The organism is Allocatenococcus thiocycli, assembly GCF_921292965.1.
Lineage (GTDB): Bacteria > Pseudomonadota > Gammaproteobacteria > Enterobacterales > Vibrionaceae > Vibrio > Vibrio natriegens.
In genome coordinates this window covers 1-22810 of record NZ_CAKLCK010000006.1, presented here as the reverse complement: position 1 = coordinate 22810, position 22810 = coordinate 1, and the positions used below count along the sequence as shown (strand labels likewise).

Below are 22810 nucleotides of genomic sequence, written 5' to 3'. Positions count from 1 at the left end.
GTTTACATCCATGACTATCGAACTGGAATTGACACCTAAATATAATGTTTAGGTGCGCATTTCTTTACGAGAGCAGATCAAGTACTACTTCATAAATCATCAGGAGATCTCATCGATATCGTCATGGCTCCTAATGATTCAGACTTTTAGGATAGGAGCTGTTTAATCGTCAAAGGAGCGTCAGTAACTTCGAGCCTTTGAGCCGCAGTGAGACCTTCTTTATCTTGATAGCACAAATTATGCCAAGCTCTGAAGATGTCTAAAAGAGGTAATAGACCTCCAGGTCTTAATTTGCGACGCGGCTCGTTGATGAAGCTTTCAAAAAGTAGCTGGAATCGATTTTGATAGAATTGTATTTGGCGAGTTGTTGCCACATTGAACCATTTTTCAGGCTCATTATGATCACCTGCGAGGTAACAAATTCCTTTGCTGTTATCTCCTTGGTTTGAGATAGCCCAACGGTCTCGCCACCAACTCATGTAAGCAATATCAATTTTACCGAATGGTACTCGCATGTCCCATGCTGGATCTTCGTCGACGTACATTAAATCGATATTTTTTTCTTTAATCCGAGACAGACATACGCTCAATGCCGCAGAGCGAAGCAGGGGATCCTGAGGCATGTAGATAGACACGCGTTTGCTTGGGCTGCACATATCGAGGACATGTAAATAATGGGCGTACGAAGTATAAGGTGGTCGAATAATCGCGCCTTTTGATGGGTAATGAAACACGGCCAGATTCCCAAGCGGATCTTCGACATTACCGCGAGCCAAAATGGTCTGGTATTTTTGGTCGATGCGTTCACGAAGTTTGCTTGAAGGCGCGGCTGGTGGCTCGCTGGCTTCTGCTGTGTACTCTTGTGAGACAAAACGAGATACCTGATCGTACGGGTTATGATCAACGCTACCCGTTGGCTCTTCATCAGAAGCGTAGTTAACGTGTTGGCAGAGAATATAACCGGAATGCGCTTCACCGGAGACGATCCAGTATACGCCGTTGTTACTCTTCGGCTGTAAAGCAATGTAATTCGACGCTAATTCGTAGCGATTTGCATGGTTTACCCAGCGTGCATCAATCGTCGCTAATTTACGGCGACAGCGACTCGCAATATGATCTACATGATCATAAAACGTTTTCGGGTTGATACTGAGTTTGCGGCAGATCTCGCGGACAGAGTAACCTGTGAATAGCAGCGCCATCAGGTTCTCTTGGAACTGTAGCTTTTTGTTCGCACCGGACCACTTATCGACGAAGGTACTTTGGCACGCTTTACAACGGTAACGCTGGCGATCGCCACTGTAACCGAACGCGTGGTAGAGGTGTTTATGAGTATGGACAGAGAGCCCGAAGTTATCGCAGTCATTATTGCGACAAGCAGGTAGGCCGTCACTATGAACGTGCCGCAGACGATGAAGTTCGTTCACGACATCGCGATTGTTAAGTAAGGGGGGGAAAGCTCCACATTCACGGCATACCATCGCCGGACGCTTAGGGTTAGCATGTTGCAGAACGTAACGTTTTGCATCACTCAATCCAAAGTTGTCACACGCCAATGTTTTACAAAAGTTGAGTTGTAACCCATCTGCATCTTTTGGCAGTTCGCCGTTAGACACGATCGCCCCCTCTGGGTAATTCGGGCAGCCAGTCAGGCACTGGCTGCAAATAACAAATGACTTAGATGTTGATTGCGGTTTCTAGTGCAACTTTCATCATGTCGTTGAATGACTTTTGACGCTCTTCTGAGCTTAGCTTTTCGCCACGGATAATGTGGTCAGAAACCGTTAGGATAGTCAGTGCTTTAGCACCTAAATCAGCAGCTACGCCGTAAATACCAGCCGCTTCCATATCTACACCTAGGATACCCAGTTTTTCCATCTTTTCGAAGATGTCTGCTTCTGGTGTGTAGAACAGGTCAGCAGAGAACACGTTACCCACTTTAACTGGTACTTCTTGCTGGCGAGCTTGTTTTACCGCTTCTTCTAGCAGACCGTAGTCAGCAATTGCCGCGAAGTCGTGGTTGTTAAAACGGATACGGTTAACTTTTGAGTCTGTAGAAGCACCCATACCGATAACAACGTCCATCAGGTTTACATCGTCACGAACAGCACCACAGCTACCAACACGGATAACGTTTTTCACGCCGTACTCAGCGATCAACTCGTGTACGTAGATGCAGCATGATGGGATACCCATACCGTGGCCCATAACTGATACTTTTTTGCCTTTGTAAGTGCCAGTGAAGCCGAACATGTTTCGAACGTCACAAACTTGCTTCACATCTTCCAGGAACGTTTCTGCAATGTATTTAGCTCGCAAAGGATCGCCAGGCATTAGAACTGTTTCAGCGAAATCACCTGGTTGTGCGTTGATGTGTGGGGTTGCCATAAGTGCTCTCCAAAGTTTTGTTTGATAAAACAGACCCTAGTATAGATGCCTGTTACCAATTCTGTTGAATTCGTTCGTTTTCGTTGAGGCAATAATATCGGGGAGTACACCTTACCCTTGAGAGGTTGGTCACAAAAAGCGCCCTTATGGAAGCTAGTACCAATCATTATAACTAAATCTGTTGAAAGCAAAAAGGCAATCGATTTGCTCGACGCAGGTTTGTTGACGGCGCACACAAAATCGTTGGTTTTAGCGGAAATTCTTTTTTGATTCTCGGTGATCGAAATTCAAATTAGCTAAGTAAAACGATTAAATTGTACAATTTATTTTCTTGTACAATGAAAGCTAACTTGCTATAAGTTATACAACAAAACCTTTTGTATAGGGATGGCGTTATTATGGAATCTTCAATCAAAGTTGGTATCAGTTCTTGTGTACTTGGTGAGCGTGTTCGTTTTGATTCTGGCCACAAGGTCAGTAACTTTGTGACCAAAGAGCTCAGCAATTACTTCGATTTCGTTTCTGTTTGTCCAGAGGTTGGCGTTGGCATGCCTGTACCTCGACCTACTATTCGTCTGATTTCTGATGCAGAACGAGTCGCGTTGGTTGAAACAAAAAATCCTGAGAATGACCACACGGACAACATGCTGGCGTACTCGGCTAATAAAGTAGATGAGTTACAGGAGCAGCAGCTATGTGGCTACATTGTGTGTGCCAAGTCGCCTACTTGTGGCATGGAACGGGTTAAAGTTTACAGCAAGAATAATGCTTCTAAAGAAGGGGTGGGGCTGTACACGCAAACGCTAATGCAAAAGATGCCATGGTTGCCAGTTGAAGAAGATGGCCGCTTAAATGATCCTGTGCTTAAAGAGAATTTCATCACTCGCGTTTACTGCCTGAATGACTTTTATCAATCCATGGCCGGTGAGCCGACCCGTGGCAAAATTATTGATTTCCACTCTCGTTATAAGTTAACGCTAATGGCCCACCATCCAGAATCATACCGAGCGTTGGGCCGTTTAGTGGCAGAAGTTGCCAACTACGAGATTGAAGATTTTTATGCAGAGTATCGTTTGGGGCTAATGAAGGCACTTTCGAACCGTGCCAGTCGAAAAAATAACACCAATGTATTGATGCACCTTCAGGGTTACTTTAAACGTGCCTTAACTAAAGACGAAAAAGAAGAGTTAGCGACGGTGATTCACGATTATCGCACGGGCCTATTGCCTTTGCTCGCACCGCTAACACTGATTAAACACTATCTAAATACTTACCCAGACGAGTATTTACAGAAACAGAAATTTTTAGAGCCGCACCCGCAGGAGATGAGATTACGTTATGGTTTGTAGTTCAGAAGGAAAACTGTACGCAATTAGAGATGTTGCAGAGATAACCGGAATAAAGCCCGTCACTTTGCGAGCTTGGCAAAGGCGATACAATTTGATTCAGCCGCAGCGGACAGATAAAGGACATCGTTTGTATCGCCAGCAGGATATTGACACGATTAAAGAGATACAAAGTTGGCTGGCGAAAGGCATCGCAATTGGCAAGGTGAAAGGCCTGCTGGGCAAAGCCGATGAGTTAGACATGAGCGCTGAGCCTGCGACTTTAGAAGAAGTGGAAACGCTGCTTTCTGCTTTATCTGATCTGAATCATGCCAAGACGGAGAGTGTACTGTCATCGGTAATGAAGGAATATCCTCTCAATTTAGTCGTTGAGCAGTTTATTGAGCCGGTATTTGAAGCGTTAGATCTCGTGAAAGTATCGCTGCGCTCAATACAGATGGGGTTGTTCCAGACATGCCTGATCAAACGGTTGGCCCTTATCGTTGACTCTGAAAACAAGGCATCTTCAAAAGGAAAGTGTTTGCTGGTTTGCTTTGAACAAACCCGAGAAGCAGAGAACTGGATTCAAGCCGCAATACGTTGTGAGCAAGGTTATCACACAACCTTAATTGCTAACGTTAATGACATTTCAGGCTTGGCAGAACATCAGGTTGTCGATCGTTATCAACGTATATTTCTGTTTTCTAATAAAGCACTACCAGCCAAACAGGTTGAGGTGTTAAAAGCGATGCGAAAGCAATTTCCCAACCAGATTCAATGTTCAGAAGTCATAGAGAATCTTCATTTTGAACAGGCAGAGAATAGCTAAGGAGACATCATGATTCTGGTATGGTTTCGACGTGATTTAAGAACGTTAGACCACACGGCTTTGCAAGCAGCCCTGGACTCTGGGCAGCCTGTCGTCGCCTGTTTTATTGCGACGCCTCAGCAGTGGCAATCGCACGATATGGCTCCGATGCAGGCGGATTTAATTGCTCGTCGCTTAGAGCACCTGAACCAAGAGCTAGCAGAGCTGAACATTCCGTTTTTGTATGCAGAAGTCGACAATTTCTCCGGTTGCAGCGCCGTGATCGGCCGTTGGGTGAAAGCCCTAAATGCCACGAGCGTCATGGCAAATATCCATTATGAAGTGAACGAGCAGGAGCTTGATCGAGAAGTCTCTGATGCATTAAACCAGTCAGGTGTGCGCTTTGAGTTGTTCCATGATAAGTGCGTTCATGCACCAACAACGGTTTTGAACAAGCAGGGCGACTACTTTAAGGTGTTTAGTCCCTTCAAACGAGCCTGGTTGCAGAAGTTTCAATTACCAAGAGTTGCAAAACCCTATCCCCAATCACCGCTTTCACCGCAAGTATTGAAAGCGATAGAGGGTGAGTGTTTTGATGATGATTTTACGTTCAGTTACCCACGTGAATCTAGCGAGCATTGGTTTGCTTCAACGAGTGACATACTGAATCAGTTAAGAACGTTTGCGCGTGAGCGAAGTGATGAATACCGCGAGCAGCGTGACTTCCCGGCCATTGATGGCACCAGTCAACTCTCTCCTTATTTGGCCATTGGCGCTTTATCACCAAGACAATGTATTGCCAGATTGTTCGCTGAGAATGAGCAATCGGATTTATCGGAAGGCAAAGCAACATGGTTAAGTGAAATTATTTGGCGTGAGTTCTACCAACACTTGTTGGTGTTTGAACCAAAGCTTGTCAAAGGCAAAGGGTTTATTGATTGGGAAGACAAGATTCAGTGGTCTTACGACGAGAAGGCGTTTGAGCGCTGGAAGACCGGCACTACAGGTTACCCAATTGTAGACGCCGCAATGCGTCAGTTGAACCAAACTGGCTGGATGCACAATCGCTTACGCATGATAGTCGCGAGCTTCCTGACGAAAGATCTTCACATTGATTGGCGCTGGGGTGAAAAGTACTTTATGAGTCAGCTTGTCGATGGTGATTTTGCCGCTAATAATGGAGGGTGGCAATGGTCTGCGTCGACCGGTTGTGATGGTCAGCCTTATTTCCGAATTTTTAATCCTGTTAGTCAGGGAGAAAAGTTCGATGCTGATGGATGCTTTTTGCGTCATTGGGTGCCAGAAATAAAGAGCGTACCGAACAAGTTCCTCCATAAACCATGGACTTGGGAAGGCTTTTCTTTACTGGATTATCACACTCCGATGGTTGATCATAAAGCAGAAAGAGAGATAACCTTACGGCTCTTTAAAAGTGCCAAGGAATAGAGTGAAATGCTTAGCAAGAAGCGGTCGATGAGTATCGCGAAACGAACCCTGTTATCAGTCTCATTGTCATTAGTGAGTGGATTGTCATTCGCTAAGATGTACGAGTTACCTTCAGACAGCAGTCGTCTTATTGGTCGTATTGAAAACCACGTTGTGCAAAACGGGGAAACCATGGCCAATATTGCTAAGTTATATGACGTCGGTATGCTGGGTTTAATGGCTGCTAACAAAGGCGTAGACCCTTTCCTTCCTCAAGAAGGGCATGTTCTTACTGTTCCTACCCAACTCATTCTGCCGGATGTTCCTCATCAAGGTATCGTTATCAATCTGGCCGAGCTACGTTTGTACTACTTCCCGTCTGACGAAAACGTCGTGCACGTATTCCCGGTTGGGATTGGACGTATAGGGCGTGACACTCCGGTGATGTCAACCAGTGTCAGTCAAAAGCGTCCTAATCCGACATGGACACCGCCAGCTTCTATTCGTGCTGAATACAAAGCAAAAGGCATCGACTTACCGGCGGTTGTTCCTGCTGGTCCTGATAATCCATTAGGTATGTTCGCGCTGCGTTTGGCCTACGGGAATGGCGAATACCTGATTCATGGTACCAACAAAGATTTTGGTATTGGTATGCGCGTCAGTGCGGGCTGTATCCGTATGGAACCGAGTGACATTGAATGGCTGTTTGAACAAGTACGCCGAGGCGAAAAAGTCAGGGTGATTAACCAACCGGTTAAAGTGGCATTAGAGCCAGACAGAAGCGTTTTCATTGAAGCACACGAACCATTAACTCGAAGTAACGGTAAGAAAGATGAACTGGAATTACCCAAAGAGCTGGGCTGGTGGTTGAGTGAATTTGGTATAAAAGATGTGAAGGCAAAAGCTGTGATTGCCGCGCAGAATGGAGTACCGGTAGAAATAACCGCGCCGTGAGGCGCGGCATAACACGATCACTTACTTAGTGTAAGATTGAGCGATGTTGTCGATACGCTCATTTGCACGTGCTGCTTCTTCTTGAGCAGACATTGCAGCGTCTTTAGACATGCGAACGTCAGATTTAAGAGATTGTACATCTTGGTTTAGCATACTAACCTGGTTGCTTAACTCGTCTAGTTTAGTAGCTGTTGCTGCATCATCAGAAGAAGCACAACCTGCTAGTAAAAGTACTGAAGTTGCTGCAGCTGCGATCAACGTTTTGTTCATATAAGAACTCCTTGCTTATAGTTAAAGTCTCGCTCCATAGTTTTTATTAGAGGCGAGGTTAAAAGTGGAAACATTGTATCAGTACATGATGTAGCAAAAGTCAAAAAAATCCAAGAATTTCATGGAGTACCTGACGTTAACTTTTACCTGAGCCTAACAAAAAGCAATAGTCAACCTTTCATTGGCTCCCACAACAGTCCATTTAGCAGGTATTTTTGCCACCTTCCTGATATCAATAATTTAGACGATATTGACGCAAATGAAAGCTTCTATCTGCAAATAAACGCAATATGCATGGATCAGTCCGAAAAAATCTGCGTTATCAATATCACAGCCATGTATTGATGCACTTAAGTTTAGGGCATAGTTCGCTGCTGTGCAGCTTTAACTTAATTGAGCCTAAAAAGTACCTTTATCTTATCTTCAATAATTAGTTTGTGTGATCTCTATCTATACTCCTATGATTTGCGGTATTATAGCGGGCTTTTATTTTTTGCTACGTTAGAGCGGAATGACATTACACAGCGCTCATATTGACTGATTTATTGGAGAATACTTTGCAATTTAAAGATCTAGGCCTAGACAACCGATTGTTGAAGAACCTAAAACACTACGATTTCAAAAAAGCGACTGAGATCCAACAGCAAGCAATTCCTGTTGCGATTGCAGGCAAGGATCTATTGGCATCTTCGAAAACGGGTTCGGGCAAGACTTTGGCGTTTGTATTGCCGATGCTTCACAAGTCACTTAAGACAAAATCATTTTCTGCGAAAGACCCTCGAGCTGTCATTCTGGCGCCAACGCGTGAATTGGCTAAACAAGTATATGGTGAGCTTCGCTCGATGCTTGCTGGCTTGTCTTACGAAGCAGCTTTAATTCTTGGTGGCGAAAACTTTAACGATCAGGTGAAAGCGCTGCGTCGTTACCCTAAATTCATCGTTGCAACACCAGGGCGCTTAGCTGACCACTTAGAGCACCGTTCTTTATACCTTGAAGGTTTAGAAACCCTGATTCTGGATGAAGCGGACCGTATGTTGGATCTGGGCTTCGCACCAGAGCTTCGCCGTATTCATAATGCCGCTAAACACCGTCGTCGTCAGACTTTGATGTTCTCTGCAACGCTCGATCACGCGGAAGTAAACAGCATTGCCTCGGAGATGCTGAATGCACCAAAACGTATTTCTATCGGTGTTTCTAACGAAGAGCACAAAGATATCACGCAGAAATTCTACTTGTGTGATCACCTAGATCACAAAGAAGCGATTCTTGAACGTGTCCTTGCAGAAGCCGAATACCGTCAGGTCATCATCTTTACCGCAACACGAGATGATACTGAGCGCCTTACTGCGAAGCTGAACGAGAAAAAACTCAAGGCAGTAGCACTGAGTGGTAACTTAAACCAGACGCAACGTAATACCATTATGAGCCAGTTTGAGCGCGCGGTGTTTAAGATTCTTGTCACCACTGACGTAGCCTCTCGTGGTTTGGACATCGCGACAGTGACGCACGTTATTAACTTTGATATGCCTAAGCACACGGAAGAATACGTTCACCGTGTTGGCCGTACTGGCCGTGCAGGTAATAAAGGCGATGCGATTTCGCTTGTTGGTCCAAAAGACTGGGATAGCTTTAAACGTGTTGAAGCATACCTGCAGCAAGATTTGTCGTTCTCCGTTTTCGAAGACTTAAAAGGCAAGTTCAAAGGGCTGAAGCCACGCAAGCCTGATATGCGTAATAAGAAAGGCGCGACGAAAAAAGCACGTCCTCAAGCTAAGAAAGTTGCGAAGAAGCCAGTTAAGCGCGACAAGACTTTCTACAAAACTGTGTCTGTTGGTGATGATGTTTTCATCCCTAAAAAGAAGCCAGCAGAACCTAAAGCAGAAGATTAATTTCTAGATTCTTAATGCTGTTTTAAGCAAGAAAAAGCTCCGCAAATCGCGGAGCTTTTTGATATTTCTAAGTCAGAAAAACCAGCAACTAAATCTGGAATTGTTTCAGTTCCTGTTGCTGCTTTTCTGCTAAGCCAGACAGCTCTTGCGCCGCTGCCGCTGACTGAGTAATGCCTGTGACGTTCTCGCTGACCAGTTGATAGATGTTTGACAGGTTATTGTTGATGTCTGTTGTGACCTGCTTCTGCTCTTCTGAGGCTGTCGCTACGTGCGTGTTAATGGTGTTTAATTCAGAGATAGACTGACTGATGTTATTTAATGAAAGGCTGACTTCTTCAGCGATAGCTTGGTTGTCTTTTAACATAGCCAGGCTAGAGTGCATGCTTTCGTTTGCTGTTCCGGATTGTAGCTGAAGTTCCTCAATGATGACCTGGATTTCTTTGGTGGATTCTTGAGTTCTGGCCGCGAGCATTCGCACTTCATCCGCCACGACTGCAAAGCCACGTCCACTTGCCCCTGCACGAGCGGCTTCTATCGCGGCATTTAGTGCCAGTAAATTCGTTTGCTCAGAAATGCCTTCTATTACCTCTATAACGCGTCCAATTTGCTCTGACTGTTCTTTTAACGAAGTGACAACTACTGCTGCAGCATTGAGTTGTTCAGCCATTTTTGCGCTTGCACGCGTGCTCTCTTCGAACATGTTTAAGCTTTCTGTGGCAAGCTGTCGAGCTTCTGTTGACGCGGTGTCAGCCGACTGGGCATTGTTAGATACTTCAGTCGCAGCCGATTCCAATTGGTTAATCGCTGAGGCCACTTGTTCGACTTCCTGCTTTTCATGATCGGAATTGACACTGCTTTGTGTCATGACCGTGGCTAGCTCGGTAGATGCGGAAGCGACATCTTCGCTGATACGCACTAGTGATCTGACTGTGTTACGCAGCTGTTCGATAGTCTGATTCACATCTTGAGCAAGCTGGGATACTTCGTTGTTGCCAATTTCCTCAGCGTTGACGAGCAGGTTGCCTTTTGCTACTTCACGCATCGTGCTTTGCAAGTTACGAATTGGTGTCACAATATAGTTGGCTAAGATCCAGCTAATCAGAGATGCGACTAACAGTATCAATGCGATGGTAATGGTACTTTGGGTCAATGTATCAGAGTGCACTTTTCCGTTGGCTTGGACGTCGCTGATTACGGTCTGATTGAGCTTTTCTGAAAGGTTGTCGATGGCGTTGATCATCTCTTCACCCGCGATGCGATAATTTACCATGGCTGCTTCGAAATTCTGGTTGAACTCTGAAGTGGTGTATTGGCTCGCGTGCTTTTGGGTAAGTAATGGCGTCATAGTGAGGCGTGTGAAATCCACATAATGGTTCATGGCTTCGCGCATGGCGTTCACTTCTGACTGCACTCCCGGCAGATCATTAATGGAATCTAAGAATTCACGGCTCTCAGCTTGTCGCTGCGACAACTCTTGATTAAGGGATTGAACATCTTCTGCACGAAATAGGCTGTAAATGGCTTTAATGCGCATTGCATAGGTGTTATCGACAATGGCGCTCAGGTCATCTTTATGAACGATAAGAGAGTGTGTGGACGTCGAAACCTTATTAAGTGCTTGATCTAGCTTACTTATCCCGACCGTAAGTCCTATAACAAGTAAAACAACAGTAAATAAAACAGGTAAAAATACCTGTAACTTAATAGATAGCGTGCTTAAAAATTGACGCATAATTACCCTCAATCTGAATGAATTATTATGTTTTTTATTATTAGATTTGGATTCTAATTGCTATCCTTTTAAAATCAATAGGTTGGAGCTTTTTATCTATGCTTTAATGTTATAAGAAAAGTTTAAGTTAGAAATAATTATTCAATTGGTAATTAAAATGTAGGTAATTGGTAAAGATGAATCAGAGGTGCATGTAAGCGCCAGATTAATCGTTCATTTCCCCTACAAAATGGATAATCTGTCATAGAGGCTTCAATTAAGTGAAACACAACTGTCACATTTGAGTTCTAAAGTGAGCACCGTTCAAGTGAAACACAACGGCAATAAAGCCACTTTAAGGAAATTGTGATGAAAAAGACAGTAATCGGTGCAATCGCACTTCTAGGCGCAATGGCAGTGACTCCTGTTTCTGCTAAAGAAACTATCTCTGCAGTGGGTTCTAGCAGCGTAACTCCACTGATGGAAGTTTTCTCTGAAACATACATGAAGACGAACCCTGAAGTATTTATCGAAGTTCAGGGCCCTGGTTCTTCTGCTGGTGTTAAAGCAGCAAAAAATGGTTCGGCTGACCTAGGTATGTCTTCTCGTAACCTAAAAGACTCAGAAAAAGAACCAACTCTTATCGAAGAAGTTGTTGCTCGTGACGGTATCGCGGTTGTTGTTAACCCACAAAACAACCTGAAAGGTCTGACTGCTGAGCAAGTAACTGCAATCTACAAAGGCGAAGTATCAAACTGGAAAGAAGTTGGTGGCGAAGACAAGCCAATCGTTGCAATCACTCGTGATACAGCTTCTGGTACTCGTGGCGCATTCGAAGACATCATGTCTCTAAAAATGAAAGTTTCTGGTAAGAAAGTTTCTGCTATCTCTCAACGTGCTCAAGTTGCTAACGGTAACGGCGCACTAAAAACTATGGTTGCTTCTAACCCATACGCAATCGGCTACATCTCACTAGGTACTGTAGACAACACAGTTCACGCACTAGCAATCGACAGTGTAGATGCAACAGTTGCTAACGTTAAAAACGGTTCTTACAAAGTAGCTCGTCCTTTCCTTGTGCTTTACAAAGAAGGCAAACCATCTGCTGAAACGCAAAAATTCCTAGATTGGATGCTAACTGAAGATGCTCAAAAGCTAGTTGACCAAAACGGTTACATCTCAGTTCACTAATCTTATCGTGACACTTAAGTTTGCTCAGCCCACTGTTTAGGGCTGAGCCTTTTCATCCATAGCGTTCATTGGCTAACAACCAGAACCGTGAGATTTTTAAATGACCATCGCAACAAATAGTGAAAAGCTTATGAATACTGACGCTAAAGCTATAAGCAAGCCAGGCCTACGCGAGAAACGTCGTGTAGACTGGAAAGAGCGTATCTTCCACGGCTTGTTCCTCACCAGTGCCGTTATCGGCATCGTATCATTGGCAGTAATTGCTTACTTTATTGTTCGAGAGAGTATTCCTGCATTTCAAGAAGTTGGGGTCTCGGGCATTGTTCTAGGTCAAAACTGGCTACCACCTGCACTTTACGGTGTTGCAACCATGATTGTTGCTTCCGTTGTTTCAACAGCTGGCGCAGTAATGGTTGGTGTTCCGGTTGGTGTTTTGACTGCAATCTTTATCGCTGAAATCGCGCCTAAGCGTTTGGCGGACGTCATTCGTCCGGCTGTAGAGCTGTTGGCAGGTATCCCTTCGGTGGTATATGGTTTCTTTGGTTTGGTTATCATCGTACCTTTGATCCAAAACATCTTTAACGTACCAGCAGGTAACACGATTCTTGCGGGTATCATCGTTCTTGGTGTGATGATTCTACCAACGGTAATTACCGTATCTGAAACGTCTATACGTGCTGTACCTCGTGCTTACAAAGAGGGCTCACTGGCTCTAGGCGCATCTAAAATCTACACGATTTTCAAATTGCTCGTTCCTGCGGCTCGTTCAGGGATTATGACCGGTGTGATTCTTGGTATCGGTCGTGCTTTGGGTGAGACGATGGCAATCATCATGGTGATGGGTAACGCACCGGCAATGCCAGAAGGCATTCTGGACTCTGCACGTACGCTAACCGCGAACATTGCTATTGAGATGTCTTACGCAAGTGGTGTTCACGCGAACGCACTTTACGCTACTGGTGTGGTACTGCTGGTCTTCATCATGTCGTTGAACGCTGTACTTCTTTACCTAAACCGAGAAAAAGCGAAGTAATCGCTCGTTAAAGGTGACAATTATGGATCGCGCAAAACTAAAACAAGCTCGCCAGTTCAAAGATAACGTCTTTAACGCTTTCGTTTGGATCTCGGCTGGATTAACGGTAGGATTTTTGTTCTGGATTATCTGGTACATCCTATCAAACGGTCTGCAACACGTAGATTGGAAATTCATTACTGATAACTACACTCGTACAGGTGATGAACACGGTATCTTCCCGATGATTGTGTCAACCATCTACATGGTTATTGCATCTATCGCTGTGGCAGCGCCACTCGGTATCATGACGGCAATCTATCTGACTGAATACGCAAAAGTCGGTAGCCGTTTAGTGAAAGTAATTCGATTCTGTACTGAATCCCTGGCAGGTATCCCGTCGATCATCTTCGGTCTGTTTGGTATGACTTTCTTCGTGGCAATTCTTGGTCTTGGTTTCTCGATTCTATCGGGTGCACTGACACTAAGTATTCTGATTCTTCCAGTTATCATCCGTACCACGGAAGAAGCACTAATGGCAGTGCCACAAACGTATCGTGAAGGCTCGTACGGCCTTGGCGCTTCTAAAATTTACACTATCTGGCGTTTGATTCTTCCGAGCGCAATGCCAGGTATCTTAACCTCGGTCATTCTTAGTATTGGTCGTGTCATTGGTGAGTCTGCTCCAGTATTCCTGACAGCAGGTATGGTGGCTCGTATTCCTGATTCTTTACTCGATTCAGGTCGTACGCTAACCGTTCACCTTTACAAACTCACTACCGAACTGTTTACCGTTGAGGAATGGAATCAGGCTTACGGTACGGCAACGGTGCTTATTGTGGTTGTTCTTTTGATCAACATGGTGACTAAACTGATTGCAAGACGTTTTAACACTGCAACTTACTAACAAAACAAATTAAGAACGCACGTTAAAAGACACGAATTTAAGATTTAAGAGATTAAGAACATGAACAAGTTTGATATTGAAAACCTAGACCTTTTTTACGGTGAAAACCAAGCACTGAAATCAATCAACCTGCCTATTCCAGTTCGTCAGGTAACGGCACTAATCGGCCCGTCAGGTTGTGGTAAGTCAACACTTCTGCGTTGTTTGAACCGTATGAACGACCTGATTGAAGGCGTAACCATTACTGGTAAGCTGGCGATGGATGGTGAAGACATCTACGGCAATATTGATGTCGCGGATCTTCGTATTAAAGTCGGTATGGTATTCCAGAAGCCAAACCCATTCCCAATGAGCATTTACGAGAACGTGGCTTATGGCTTACGTGCTCAAGGTGTCAAAGACAAAAAGTACATTGATGAAGTGGTTGAGCGTTCACTACGTGGCGCAGCACTTTGGGATGAAGTGAAAGATCGTCTTAAGTCGCACGCTTTTGGTCTTTCTGGTGGTCAGCAGCAGCGTTTGTGTATCGCACGCACAATCGCTATGGAACCTGATGTGATCCTTATGGACGAGCCAACTTCAGCACTTGACCCAATTGCAACGCACAAAATCGAAGAATTGATGGAAGAGCTGAAGAAGAACTACACCATAGTTATCGTGACTCACTCAATGCAACAGGCGCGTCGTATTTCTGACCGCACTGCGTTCTTCCTGATGGGAGAACTGGTTGAGCACAACGATACGCAAGTGATCTTCAGTAGCCCACAAGATGACCGAACTCAAGGTTACGTAAACGGTGACTTCGGTTAATCAACAATATTTATTTGGCATAAATACATAACTATAAGCGATGGTAACTTTGCCCCTCTATATGAGGGGCTTTTTTTATAGCTTTTCAAGCTCAGGGCTAGGTTGAGTTTTTTTCGCCTTTGACAGCTTATTAATATTGGCGAGTAAAGAATCTGAATTCCAAGGTTGCTGCTCGGCACTGAAGCGGGCTTGATTCATCACTTCTAGATCGTGCTTCACTGCTTCCACGACTTCTGAATTCAACGATTCACGGTTTGCATCTAAATATTCGTTAATGGCTCTTTCAATTTTGGCGGCATCGCCTTGCTTGATAACTGCCTTAAGCCTGTCAACGTTCAGAGGAGCTTGCGAATTTATCTCTTGATTTTTACTTTCGTGAGGACGCTTTTTCCAAACCACAACCGTGATGATAGATGTTATTACCCACAGTCCTGCGAAGACAAAAGTGAGCACTCGCCACAGTTCACTGACGCCACCTTGCGTAGGAGGAGTCGCTGTCGTTGCTGGCAGAGTCGTTTCTGGCAAGGTGATCAAGCCCATATCACTTTGCTCTACATCCAGTTCAATGGCCTCTATCGTCGCCTTTTTGGCTTCGTCCTGAATGCTGTTCCACCAGTTTAGTGTATAACCGGGCAGGGAATAAGTGCCTACTTCCGTTGGTATGATCACTTGTTTCACCGTCATGACCAGAGTGCCATCTCGCGTCGTTGCAAACTGCGGTTGTTCTGGATACACACGCAGTGACGTTGGGTAATCCATATCAATTCGAGGTAAGAACTCTGCTTGGGTTCCACGCGCCTTGATTTGAATAGTGCGAGTGATGGAAGAGCCTTGCTTTACTTTATTCAGTTCATTTGGCGATAACTTGTTACCCTGGTCGTCTTGCCAACTTTGCGTCATCTCTAACGCTGAGGCTGGCAACCATTTCCCCTGAAACTCCGCAGGAATGGCTTTGACCGTAATCGGCATTTGTTCAATGTTGGTTTTGATTGGCATGACCTTGGTCGAACCCGTCAGGCTATCACCGTAAATGTACGAACCTGTCAGCTGTGGACCATTTAACGTGTAAGTGCCGGCAGTATCCGCGGTCAAACGAAAAGATTGCTCTACAACCGTCACTTCAAGCCCATCCATGACTTGCTGACCTTGTTGCATTTCTCCAACGGGTTCGAGTTTCATCCCGTCAATGCTAGGTGGAATGATCTTAGGGTTGTCCAAGCGACGAGTATCCGCTTTGATAATGAGCCGCATACGTAAGTTCGCCGATTGCTGCGGGTATAAAGTATGGTTGTCGACGCTCATTGAGAAGCTGAACAGATCGTCGAGATCAGGTTCCGTTTGACTCGCGGTTACTCGCAATTTAATTGGCTCAGTACTCATTCCGTCCACGGTAAAGCTAGGAATGGTTAACACTCCTTCTTTCATCGGAGCGATAGAGATGCTCCACTCGGTACGTAAATATTTACGACCGTTAATATTATTGCTGGAGCGGCCGTAGCGAGGTTGCCCTAAGAAAAAGTCTTTATCTAATACACTGAAATCGATCGCATCGGAACTCAACTCCGTGTCAGCCATGATTCTCAGGTTGATGACTTCGTTTTTCACGGCTTGAGTTTTGTTGACACTCGCTTCGAGACTTTGAGCCATTGCTGAAATACTCGATAACAGGCTGGTCAAAAAAATAAAAACCAGCATTACGCCTTTTTTCATCACAGGCTTACCACTCCTTTTGCGATTGTTGCGGACGTTGTTTTTGCTGCGCTTGCAGCTGCATTTGTGCACGAATCAGAAAGCTTGGATCGCGCGCGCTTTCTACTGCCTCCAGACGGCGGAATTCAGGATCATCCTGCTGTGATTGGTCTGGTTGAGCCTGAACCTTCATCGGCTGACCGTCTTGCTCAGACGTATTGTCGTCTTTTTGATGGTTGCTTTTTGACTCTTTTTGTTGGTTTCCCTTTTTATTTTCAGTGTCTTGACGATTTTGTGACTGTTGTCCTTGCTCCTGATCCTGATCATTTTGAGACTGTTGCTGCTGTTGCTGCTGTTGCTGCTGTTGCTGCTGTTGCTGCTGTTGCTGCTGTTGCTGCTGTTGCTGCTGTTGCTGCTGTTGCTGCTGTTGCTGCTGTTGCTGCTGTTGCTGCTGTTGCTGCTGTTGCTGCTGTTGCTGCTGTTGCTGCTGTTGCTGCTGTTGCTGCTGTTGCTGCTGTTGCTGCTGTTGCTGCTGTTGCTGCTGTTGCTGCTGTTGCTGCTGCTGCTGTTGCTTCAATTTCTCCTCTACTACCGAGAGGTTTTTCTTCGCTGAGTCGAAATCGGGTTTTTCTTTGATCAATTCTTTGTATAGGTCCGTAGCTTCTTCGAGCTGACCATTTTGCGCAAGAGCATTCGCGAGGTTATAACGCCCTTCAAATGATGGATTGTCAGAAAACGCTTTGATTGCCATTTCATAATCTCCGCTTTGGTAACTCGCTGCACCTTTCCAATTTGGATCGGTAAACACGCTTTTGGCTTTTTCAAATTCGCCTTTTTGATAGAGCTCGGCACCTTGCTGGTTTTCATTTAAGAAGGGGTTTGCTTCAACCTTAGCAGTCCAGGTCAATGGCGTAAGTCCGGCGATAAATAGCCAAATGACGCCGCGACGGAAAAGCAAAGCAGCAGGAAGTAACAGCAACGGTAATAACCAAAAACCATTATTCATTCTCGATCCAGTTTGCACTTCTTCGTTTTGTTTCGCGGCAAAGCTATTGCCCATTTGATTGGTAAAATCAGCAATAGTTTCGACATCCCGGTTGTTATATTGAATCGGAATAAATAGTCCGCCAGTTTGATTGGCGAGCGTCTGCAGGTTTTTTAAATTTGTTTTCGCGACTACCGTTGTCCCTTGGCTATTCTTGAGCAGGGAGCCATTTGGCAGCGCAATTGGTGCACCATTTGCTGTGCCTATTGCAAGGACCGATACACGGAATTTTTTACCTTTTAGCAGGTTAAGTGAGTTGGTTAGTTCAGCATCGTCAAGATCGTCGGCTAATACAATAATGTCACCTTGATTGGTTCCTGCTTGCGAAAACTGATTTAACGCCAACTGAATTGCAGATGGTAGGTTAGCCCCTTGAAAAGGCATCAAGTCAGGGGATAAATTCTCGATAATGCCAGCTAACGTGTTTGAGTCGGTTGTGAGCGGGCTCAAGCTGTACGCATCGCCAGCGTAGGCGACAAGCCCAGTTGCACCTTCTTTCCAGTTAGGCAGTAAGTCTAGAGCTTTATAGCGAGTTTGCGCTAATCGGTCTGGTTTGACATCCGTTGCATACATGGATCGCGACATATCGAGAACCAAAATGCGGTTTTGACTCAATTTAAAGCTTGGGCGTTCATTCGATTGCCAACTTGGGCCTGCCAGTGCAATACAAGCTAAGGCCCAGGTGACTCCCCAAACGGTAAAGGTGTGCTTTGATTGCACAGCGTTTCCCAACACTTTCGCTAAATGAGGAGCAATAAGCGTTGTTCTTTTGTCCGTCAATTTTTTATTTAGCGTGAGCGCGATGGGGATCGCGATCAGTCCAGTCAGCCAAAGTGGGTGGAGGAAAATAAACTCAGCCATGTTTTCTCCTTAGGAAGAATAGCAACACAGATAGTCCCAATGCTGCGCTCAGTGGGTAGCGGAACCATTCGGATTGAGGACGCCACGTTTGTGTGTCGCTGGAGACAGGTTCTAATTGATTAATCGTTTCGTAGATGCTCTCAAGCTGCTCGGCATCTCTTGCGCGGAAGTATTGACCACCCGTGACTTCGGCAATTTGGGTCAGGGTCTTTTCATCGAGATCGGCTGCGGTATCGACTTTTCGCGTCATAAAAAACTCTTTGACCATCATTTCACCCGCACCCACGCCCACGGTATAAATCGTCGCGTTGTATTTCTTGGCGATTTCCGCCGCCTCAATAGGGTCCAATACGCCTGCGGTATTTCCGCCGTCACTGAGCAAAACCATAACTCGCTGAGGTGCGTTACTATCGACAAATGTTTTGGTCCCTAAACCAATACCGTCACCCATTGCGGTGCTTTGCCCAACTAATCCAATAACGGTTTGGTTGATTTGTTGTATGACTGCTTGTCGATCTGCGGTAAGGGATGTTTGTAAATAGGCATGATCGCCAAACAATACAACACCTAAGCGATCGCCTTTACGCTTCGCGACGAAATCAGATAAGACTTTTTTTACAGCGGTAAGCCGGTCGGTAAACTCACCGTCCAAATTCATGTCTTCTTTTTGCATTGAACCTGAAAGGTCAACGACCAACATTAAGTCTCGATATTTCGGTTGAAACTCTATTGGATCGCCAAACCAAACTGGTCGTGCACAGGCAATGATTAGTAACGTCCATATAGCAATGGACAAGGTCTTTTGCAGCTTTTGTTTCGGCTTGTTGCTGTGTGTATTGTCTGGTAAATAAGCCAGTTTAATCTCTGCTTGCTGGCTTTCTCGTGGTAACAGCTTGTAAACAAGCAAAGGTAGGGGCAGTAAAATCAGTGCCCACCACCAGACAAATTCAATATTCAACCATTGGCTAAGGCCGGTTGCTAAGGTTTGCTCAGTCACGAATGTTGGCCTTTTTCTTCGGTGGCAAAGCGTAGCTGACCCAGAAAACACAGTCTTCAATTAAATCCTGGTGCTCTCCCTGAGGGGATTTCTGATATAAGGCGGCCTGCCATTGTTGTTGTTTATCTAAGAATCGACTCTCTTCGGTATGGTTATCAAGAAATTCATACCAAGCCGCGCCAGTGAGCGGTGCAATATCTTCGCGAGGAAAGTAACTCAACGCTGCCTGACGTAAAATCTCTAAAGCAGAAGATGGGGTATGAGGCGTGACTGAGTTTGTCAGAAGCTTCAGTGCTGTTCGTTTAGCGAGAAGACGTTTAGTACGCCATTTGAAATAGAGATATACGCCTAAAATCGTTAACACAATACCTGTCATCAGTGCCCACCACCCCCAAGCGAGTGGCAACCAATCCGGAGCATTAGGTAAAATTAAAGGTTCTAGGTTTAAGCTTTGGTTATTTGTTGTCATTGTTATTACTGCTATTAGAAGAAGGCTGCTAGCTTAGTTGCTGGATTAATGGAGAGCCACTAGAGAGGCTGTTAAATGGAATCGCCATCGAATGGCATAGTTGTTTGATGGATTCCTGATGAGCGGTAAAGTGCGATTCGAGCTCACTTCTCTCTCCTTTGGAACCAAAGTTGAACCACTGACTACGACGACCATCAGACGCTTTTACTTGTCCTCGGAAGTCCGTCTCTCCCTTTTCTAATGGGTCAAAAAACTGAATGGCTCGAACAGAGTTGTGTTGTTTCAGACGACGCAATTGAGTCAGTTCTTTTTCACCCGTTTGTGAGAAATCACTCAGCAAAATTAGCTCACTGCCTTTAGGTGTGAGCGTGTGGAGTGTTTCGAATACTTGTGAATAAGGCATCGAACGGCGTCCATTTTCTTCTAAGAGCGACAGCTGTTCATTATGTATGTTTAGAATGGCATGAAGGATCCGCAATCCCTGTTTTTGTAGGGAAGACGGACGAAACTCCAGGCATTGATGCCCGTCATCAATGACAGCCCCAATGCGGTCTTTCTTGGCCAGCGTTAGCCAGATTAATACACTGGCAAAATGGGCCAGTTGAACGGACTTCAGTACATACTTTGAGCCAAAGTAAAGACTTGAGCTCAAGTCGATGTATAAAATCACCGCTTGCTCTTTGTCTTCGGCGAACAATTTAGTGTGCGCTTTGCCCGTGCGTGCGGTGACGCGCCAATCAATACTGCGAATGTCATCTCCGGCCTGATATTGGCGTACTTCCATAAAGTCCATACCACGACCTTTCTGCCGACTGGTATGGCTACCGCTCATCTGTGACCAAATACTTTGCGCTGGTGGTAACCATCGGATCGATTGGGTCCGATGATGCAGCAGTTCTTCTAAGGTTAATGTCACTCCATTCGCATGGGGTGGCAATGGCTCTTTTGCTGACATATTACTCACCCAACTTTATGCGCTGCCAACAAGGTTAAGTAGCTTATCAATGACCTGATTGGCACTTATGCCTTCAGCTTGTGCGTGGTAGCTCAGTAGCAAACGGTGACGCAGCACTGGGTATGCCATCGTTTGTACGTCTTCGGGAGAAACAAAGTCTCGTCCTTTTAACCAAGCATGAGCACGAGCACATCGGTCTAACGCAATCGTCGCTCGAGGGCTGACACCCATTGCTAACCACTTATCCAGTTCGCTGTCATACTCGCTGGCTTGACGTGTCGCCATCACCAGACGCACGATGTATTGCTCGATGGTTTCTGCCATATGAATATCGAGCACCTCTTTACGCGCGGTGAAGATATCTTGTTGGCTGATACTTGGACGTTCGATTGCGGCTTCGCCTTTTGCTTCCCCACGGTTGATACGCAATATTGCCAGTTCGTGTTCGGCATCCGGATAATTCACTTCCAGATGCAATAAGAATCGGTCTAACTGGGCTTCCGGAAGTGGGTAAGTCCCTTCTTGTTCGATCGGGTTCTGCGTTGCCATGACTAAGAATAGTTCAGGCAAAGCATAGGTGTGGCGCCCGGCGGTTACTTGTTTCTCGGCCATGGCTTCAAGCATGGCGGCCTGAACTTTTGCGGGCGCACGGTTAATCTCGTCGGCCAGAATGAGTGAGTTGAAGATAGGACCAGACTGAAACGTAAATTCTCCAGTTTCTGGTCGGAAGATATCCGTGCCGGTTAAATCGGCAGGCAACAAATCTGGGGTGAACTGAATACGGTGGAAATCACCTTCTACGCAGTCGGACAATGATTTGACTGCTCGGGTTTTTGCGAGTCCTGGAGGCCCTTCAACCAAAATGTGCCCGTCAGCGAGCAGGGCAATCAACAGCTGTTTAACCAAGTCCTGTTGGCCAATGATTTGAGACTCGAGGTATCGTTGAAGCGTTTCGAAGTTAGATTTATGCATGTTGTGGACTCTCGATATCCATTTGAGTTGATTATCAGTATTGGTCATTTACTTTGTAGAAAAAGTTCCCAGTAAGACCTTGAAACTTATCTTTTCAATATTGGGTCATTGACAAGTATTACAAGCTTTAAGCTGGGTTAGCCGTGCAGAGGAATGGCGGTAATGAGATGCTTGGTAGCGTGAAGCCGTAGACTTAGATAGAATAAAGACAGTTAATAGTTCAATGAATATATTTAGGTAAGTACTATGAATGATTTCGAACAAGAGCTAGAGCAAATGTCTCAAGAGGTCTCTCAGGAAGAAGAAGTGAAGCTACCTTCGCTAGAAGAGCAGAAAGCGATTGCAGCTGAGCTTAAAAAGCTAGAAGCGGAAGGCAAACTGACTCCTGAGATTCTAGAGCAGTATTTCGGCAAGTTTAACCAAAAGAATGCCGTGCCAATTCACTAAATTCTTCAGGAAAAGGGAGTGTTTACTCCCTTTTTCATGCTCACCCGTCAATTTGCAACTAAAACCATTCTATATCAATATGTTAGGTGGCTCGTATTAGTCATTTTCATACTTGACATTGTTGACGCTCTAACCAAATCTATTGTGTAGTTCAATCTATACGGCTAGAGGAATGTTTAGGGAATGGAGTATCACACTAAAGGGGATATCATTTTAATTACTGAGAGAAGTCTACAATCATCGCTGTTGAAGGATGTGTTGGAAACGGAACTCGGTATAAGCGTTATTTTGATAATTCCAGAAAACCTTACCAGCCGATCTCTTAAAGGTCTGCCCATTTCAGCCATTATTTTAGACTTTAGTATTCTGACAGAAGAAACGTTATCGCTATATCGAGACTTCAAAGAGTCACAACTTAAGAGTGTCCAGGAAATCCTGATTAACTGTGACAGAGCCATCTCTACAGAAGATCTCTTCATCTGGAATAGTTTAGTCGGCATTTTTTATACTTCAGATGACGTCCAAACTCTGCAAGTCGGTATAGATAAGATCTTGCAAGGTGACATGTGGTTTAGCCGCAAGTTTTCCCAGCAGTACATTACTCACCTTCGTCAGAACAGCAAGCCAGTATACAAGCATGCCCCAAGCATTTTAACGAGAAGAGAGATGCAAATAATCACTTTTC

Annotated in this window: 21 protein-coding genes; 11 read left to right on the top strand and 10 right to left on the bottom strand. The window is 45.1% G+C overall.

Features of this window, described 5'->3' with window-relative positions; genetic code table 11:
* Nucleotides 1-146: 146 nt before the first annotated feature.
* Both L9Q40_RS03725 and deoD read right to left on the bottom strand, forming a co-directional pair.
* A complete protein-coding gene (locus L9Q40_RS03725; RefSeq protein ID WP_498792097.1) occupies nt 147-1616 on the bottom strand; it encodes a transposase in 1470 nt (489 codons plus the stop codon).
* Between the two features lie 61 nt (nt 1617-1677).
* Entirely contained in the window at nt 1678-2388 is a 711-nt protein-coding gene (gene deoD / locus L9Q40_RS03720; RefSeq protein ID WP_014234920.1) for a purine-nucleoside phosphorylase, read from the bottom strand.
* 398 nt (nt 2389-2786) lie between these two features.
* Between deoD and L9Q40_RS03715 the strand changes: the two genes are divergently transcribed.
* The 4 genes from L9Q40_RS03715 to L9Q40_RS03700 are packed head-to-tail and all read left to right on the top strand — an operon-like array spanning nt 2787 to nt 6900.
* Nucleotides 2787-3737, top strand: a complete 951-nt coding sequence (locus L9Q40_RS03715) for a YbgA family protein (RefSeq protein WP_020333419.1) — start codon at nt 2787-2789, stop codon at nt 3735-3737.
* Complete coding sequence (locus tag L9Q40_RS03710; protein WP_498792095.1) at nt 3727-4542, top strand: MerR family transcriptional regulator; 816 nt, start codon at nt 3727-3729, stop codon at nt 4540-4542. The genes L9Q40_RS03715 and L9Q40_RS03710 overlap by 11 nt, the downstream gene beginning before the upstream one ends.
* A 9-nt stretch (nt 4543-4551) precedes the next feature.
* Nucleotides 4552-5967, top strand: coding sequence for a deoxyribodipyrimidine photo-lyase (phrB, locus tag L9Q40_RS03705; RefSeq protein ID WP_498792093.1), 1416 nt, complete (start codon nt 4552-4554; stop codon nt 5965-5967).
* Nucleotides 5968-5973: 6 nt separating this feature from the next.
* A complete protein-coding gene (locus L9Q40_RS03700) occupies nt 5974-6900 on the top strand; it encodes a L,D-transpeptidase family protein (RefSeq protein ID WP_498792091.1) in 927 nt (308 codons plus the stop codon).
* 21 nt (nt 6901-6921) lie between these two features.
* On the opposite strand, the gene L9Q40_RS03695 is transcribed toward L9Q40_RS03700, so the two are convergent.
* Nucleotides 6922-7170: an Lpp/OprI family alanine-zipper lipoprotein gene (locus L9Q40_RS03695; protein WP_264908456.1), complete on the bottom strand. Its 249-nt coding sequence runs from the start codon at nt 7168-7170 to the stop codon at nt 6922-6924.
* A 545-nt stretch (nt 7171-7715) separates the two neighbouring features.
* On the opposite strand from L9Q40_RS03695, the gene L9Q40_RS03690 reads away from it, so the two are divergent.
* Nucleotides 7716-9059, top strand: a complete 1344-nt coding sequence (locus L9Q40_RS03690; RefSeq protein ID WP_014234914.1) for a DEAD/DEAH box helicase — start codon at nt 7716-7718, stop codon at nt 9057-9059.
* A gap of 88 nt (nt 9060-9147) precedes the next feature.
* Here the strand turns inward: L9Q40_RS03690 and L9Q40_RS03685 are convergent, their stop codons facing one another.
* On the bottom strand, nt 9148-10791 hold the full coding sequence (locus L9Q40_RS03685; RefSeq protein WP_498792088.1) for a methyl-accepting chemotaxis protein: 1644 nt from the start codon (nt 10789-10791) through the stop codon (nt 9148-9150).
* A 348-nt stretch (nt 10792-11139) separates the two neighbouring features.
* Here L9Q40_RS03685 and L9Q40_RS03680 point away from each other — a divergent pair, with 348 nt between their 5' ends.
* The 4 genes from L9Q40_RS03680 (at nt 11140) to pstB (ending at nt 14690) form a co-directional block, all read left to right on the top strand.
* Nucleotides 11140-11961, top strand: a complete 822-nt coding sequence (locus L9Q40_RS03680) for a phosphate ABC transporter substrate-binding protein (protein WP_263839092.1) — start codon at nt 11140-11142, stop codon at nt 11959-11961.
* A gap of 100 nt (nt 11962-12061) precedes the next feature.
* Complete coding sequence (gene pstC / locus L9Q40_RS03675) at nt 12062-12994, top strand: phosphate ABC transporter permease subunit PstC (RefSeq protein WP_014234911.1); 933 nt, start codon at nt 12062-12064, stop codon at nt 12992-12994.
* Between the two features lie 22 nt (nt 12995-13016).
* Nucleotides 13017-13880, top strand: coding sequence for a phosphate ABC transporter permease PstA (gene pstA, locus L9Q40_RS03670; protein ID WP_014234910.1), 864 nt, complete (start codon nt 13017-13019; stop codon nt 13878-13880).
* A 60-nt stretch (nt 13881-13940) separates the two neighbouring features.
* On the top strand, nt 13941-14690 hold the full coding sequence (pstB, locus tag L9Q40_RS03665; protein ID WP_014234909.1) for a phosphate ABC transporter ATP-binding protein PstB: 750 nt from the start codon (nt 13941-13943) through the stop codon (nt 14688-14690).
* A gap of 75 nt (nt 14691-14765) precedes the next feature.
* On the opposite strand, the gene L9Q40_RS03660 is transcribed toward pstB, so the two are convergent.
* From L9Q40_RS03660 to L9Q40_RS03635, 6 genes are read right to left on the bottom strand one after another with little or no spacing between them, the layout of a single operon-like run.
* A complete protein-coding gene (locus L9Q40_RS03660; RefSeq protein WP_498792084.1) occupies nt 14766-16400 on the bottom strand; it encodes a BatD family protein in 1635 nt (544 codons plus the stop codon).
* A gap of 7 nt (nt 16401-16407) precedes the next feature.
* Complete coding sequence (locus L9Q40_RS03655; protein ID WP_498792082.1) at nt 16408-18285, bottom strand: vWA domain-containing protein; 1878 nt, start codon at nt 18283-18285, stop codon at nt 16408-16410.
* Nucleotides 18278-19282 (bottom strand): vWA domain-containing protein, encoded by a 1005-nt coding sequence (locus tag L9Q40_RS03650; RefSeq protein ID WP_498792080.1) that lies wholly within the window; start codon nt 19280-19282, stop codon nt 18278-18280. Before L9Q40_RS03650 ends, L9Q40_RS03655 begins: the two co-directional genes overlap by 8 nt.
* Nucleotides 19275-19751 (bottom strand): DUF4381 domain-containing protein, encoded by a 477-nt coding sequence (locus L9Q40_RS03645; RefSeq protein ID WP_498792078.1) that lies wholly within the window; start codon nt 19749-19751, stop codon nt 19275-19277. The genes L9Q40_RS03650 and L9Q40_RS03645 overlap by 8 nt, the downstream gene beginning before the upstream one ends.
* A gap of 28 nt (nt 19752-19779) precedes the next feature.
* On the bottom strand, nt 19780-20706 hold the full coding sequence (locus tag L9Q40_RS03640; RefSeq protein WP_498792075.1) for a DUF58 domain-containing protein: 927 nt from the start codon (nt 20704-20706) through the stop codon (nt 19780-19782).
* A gap of 15 nt (nt 20707-20721) precedes the next feature.
* Nucleotides 20722-21678 carry an AAA family ATPase gene (locus L9Q40_RS03635; RefSeq protein WP_014234903.1) on the bottom strand — a complete coding sequence of 319 codons (957 nt, stop codon included), beginning with the start codon at nt 21676-21678 and terminating at the stop codon, nt 20722-20724.
* 246 nt (nt 21679-21924) lie between these two features.
* Between L9Q40_RS03635 and L9Q40_RS03630 the strand changes: the two genes are divergently transcribed.
* Nucleotides 21925-22125 carry a restriction endonuclease subunit S domain-containing protein gene (locus L9Q40_RS03630; protein WP_014234902.1) on the top strand — a complete coding sequence of 67 codons (201 nt, stop codon included), beginning with the start codon at nt 21925-21927 and terminating at the stop codon, nt 22123-22125.
* Between the two features lie 183 nt (nt 22126-22308).
* On the top strand, nt 22309-22810 hold a 502-nt coding region (locus tag L9Q40_RS03625), incomplete at its 3' end, for a LuxR C-terminal-related transcriptional regulator (RefSeq protein WP_498792072.1).

Bases quoted from the DNA above. Each gene is read 5' to 3' on its own strand.
- L9Q40_RS03685 (WP_498792088.1), bottom strand. From the start codon at position 10,791: ATGCGTCAATTTTTAAGCACGCTATCTATTAAGTTACAGGTATTTTTA.
- L9Q40_RS03655 (WP_498792082.1), bottom strand. From the start codon at position 18,285: ATGGCTGAGTTTATTTTCCTCCACCCACTTTGGCTGACTGGACTGATC.
- L9Q40_RS03635 (WP_014234903.1), bottom strand. From the start codon at position 21,678: ATGCATAAATCTAACTTCGAAACGCTTCAACGATACCTCGAGTCTCAA.
- pstA (WP_014234910.1), top strand. From the start codon at position 13,017: ATGGATCGCGCAAAACTAAAACAAGCTCGCCAGTTCAAAGATAACGTC.
- L9Q40_RS03660 (WP_498792084.1), bottom strand. From the start codon at position 16,400: ATGAAAAAAGGCGTAATGCTGGTTTTTATTTTTTTGACCAGCCTGTTA.
- L9Q40_RS03640 (WP_498792075.1), bottom strand. From the start codon at position 20,706: ATGTCAGCAAAAGAGCCATTGCCACCCCATGCGAATGGAGTGACATTA.
- pstC (WP_014234911.1), top strand. From the start codon at position 12,062: ATGACCATCGCAACAAATAGTGAAAAGCTTATGAATACTGACGCTAAA.
- L9Q40_RS03710 (WP_498792095.1), top strand. From the start codon at position 3,727: ATGGTTTGTAGTTCAGAAGGAAAACTGTACGCAATTAGAGATGTTGCA.
- L9Q40_RS03695 (WP_264908456.1), bottom strand. From the start codon at position 7,170: ATGAACAAAACGTTGATCGCAGCTGCAGCAACTTCAGTACTTTTACTA.
- L9Q40_RS03645 (WP_498792078.1), bottom strand. From the start codon at position 19,751: ATGACAACAAATAACCAAAGCTTAAACCTAGAACCTTTAATTTTACCT.
- L9Q40_RS03680 (WP_263839092.1), top strand. From the start codon at position 11,140: ATGAAAAAGACAGTAATCGGTGCAATCGCACTTCTAGGCGCAATGGCA.
- L9Q40_RS03715 (WP_020333419.1), top strand. From the start codon at position 2,787: ATGGAATCTTCAATCAAAGTTGGTATCAGTTCTTGTGTACTTGGTGAG.
- L9Q40_RS03630 (WP_014234902.1), top strand. From the start codon at position 21,925: ATGAATGATTTCGAACAAGAGCTAGAGCAAATGTCTCAAGAGGTCTCT.
- pstB (WP_014234909.1), top strand. From the start codon at position 13,941: ATGAACAAGTTTGATATTGAAAACCTAGACCTTTTTTACGGTGAAAAC.
- phrB (WP_498792093.1), top strand. From the start codon at position 4,552: ATGATTCTGGTATGGTTTCGACGTGATTTAAGAACGTTAGACCACACG.
- deoD (WP_014234920.1), bottom strand. From the start codon at position 2,388: ATGGCAACCCCACACATCAACGCACAACCAGGTGATTTCGCTGAAACA.
- L9Q40_RS03700 (WP_498792091.1), top strand. From the start codon at position 5,974: ATGCTTAGCAAGAAGCGGTCGATGAGTATCGCGAAACGAACCCTGTTA.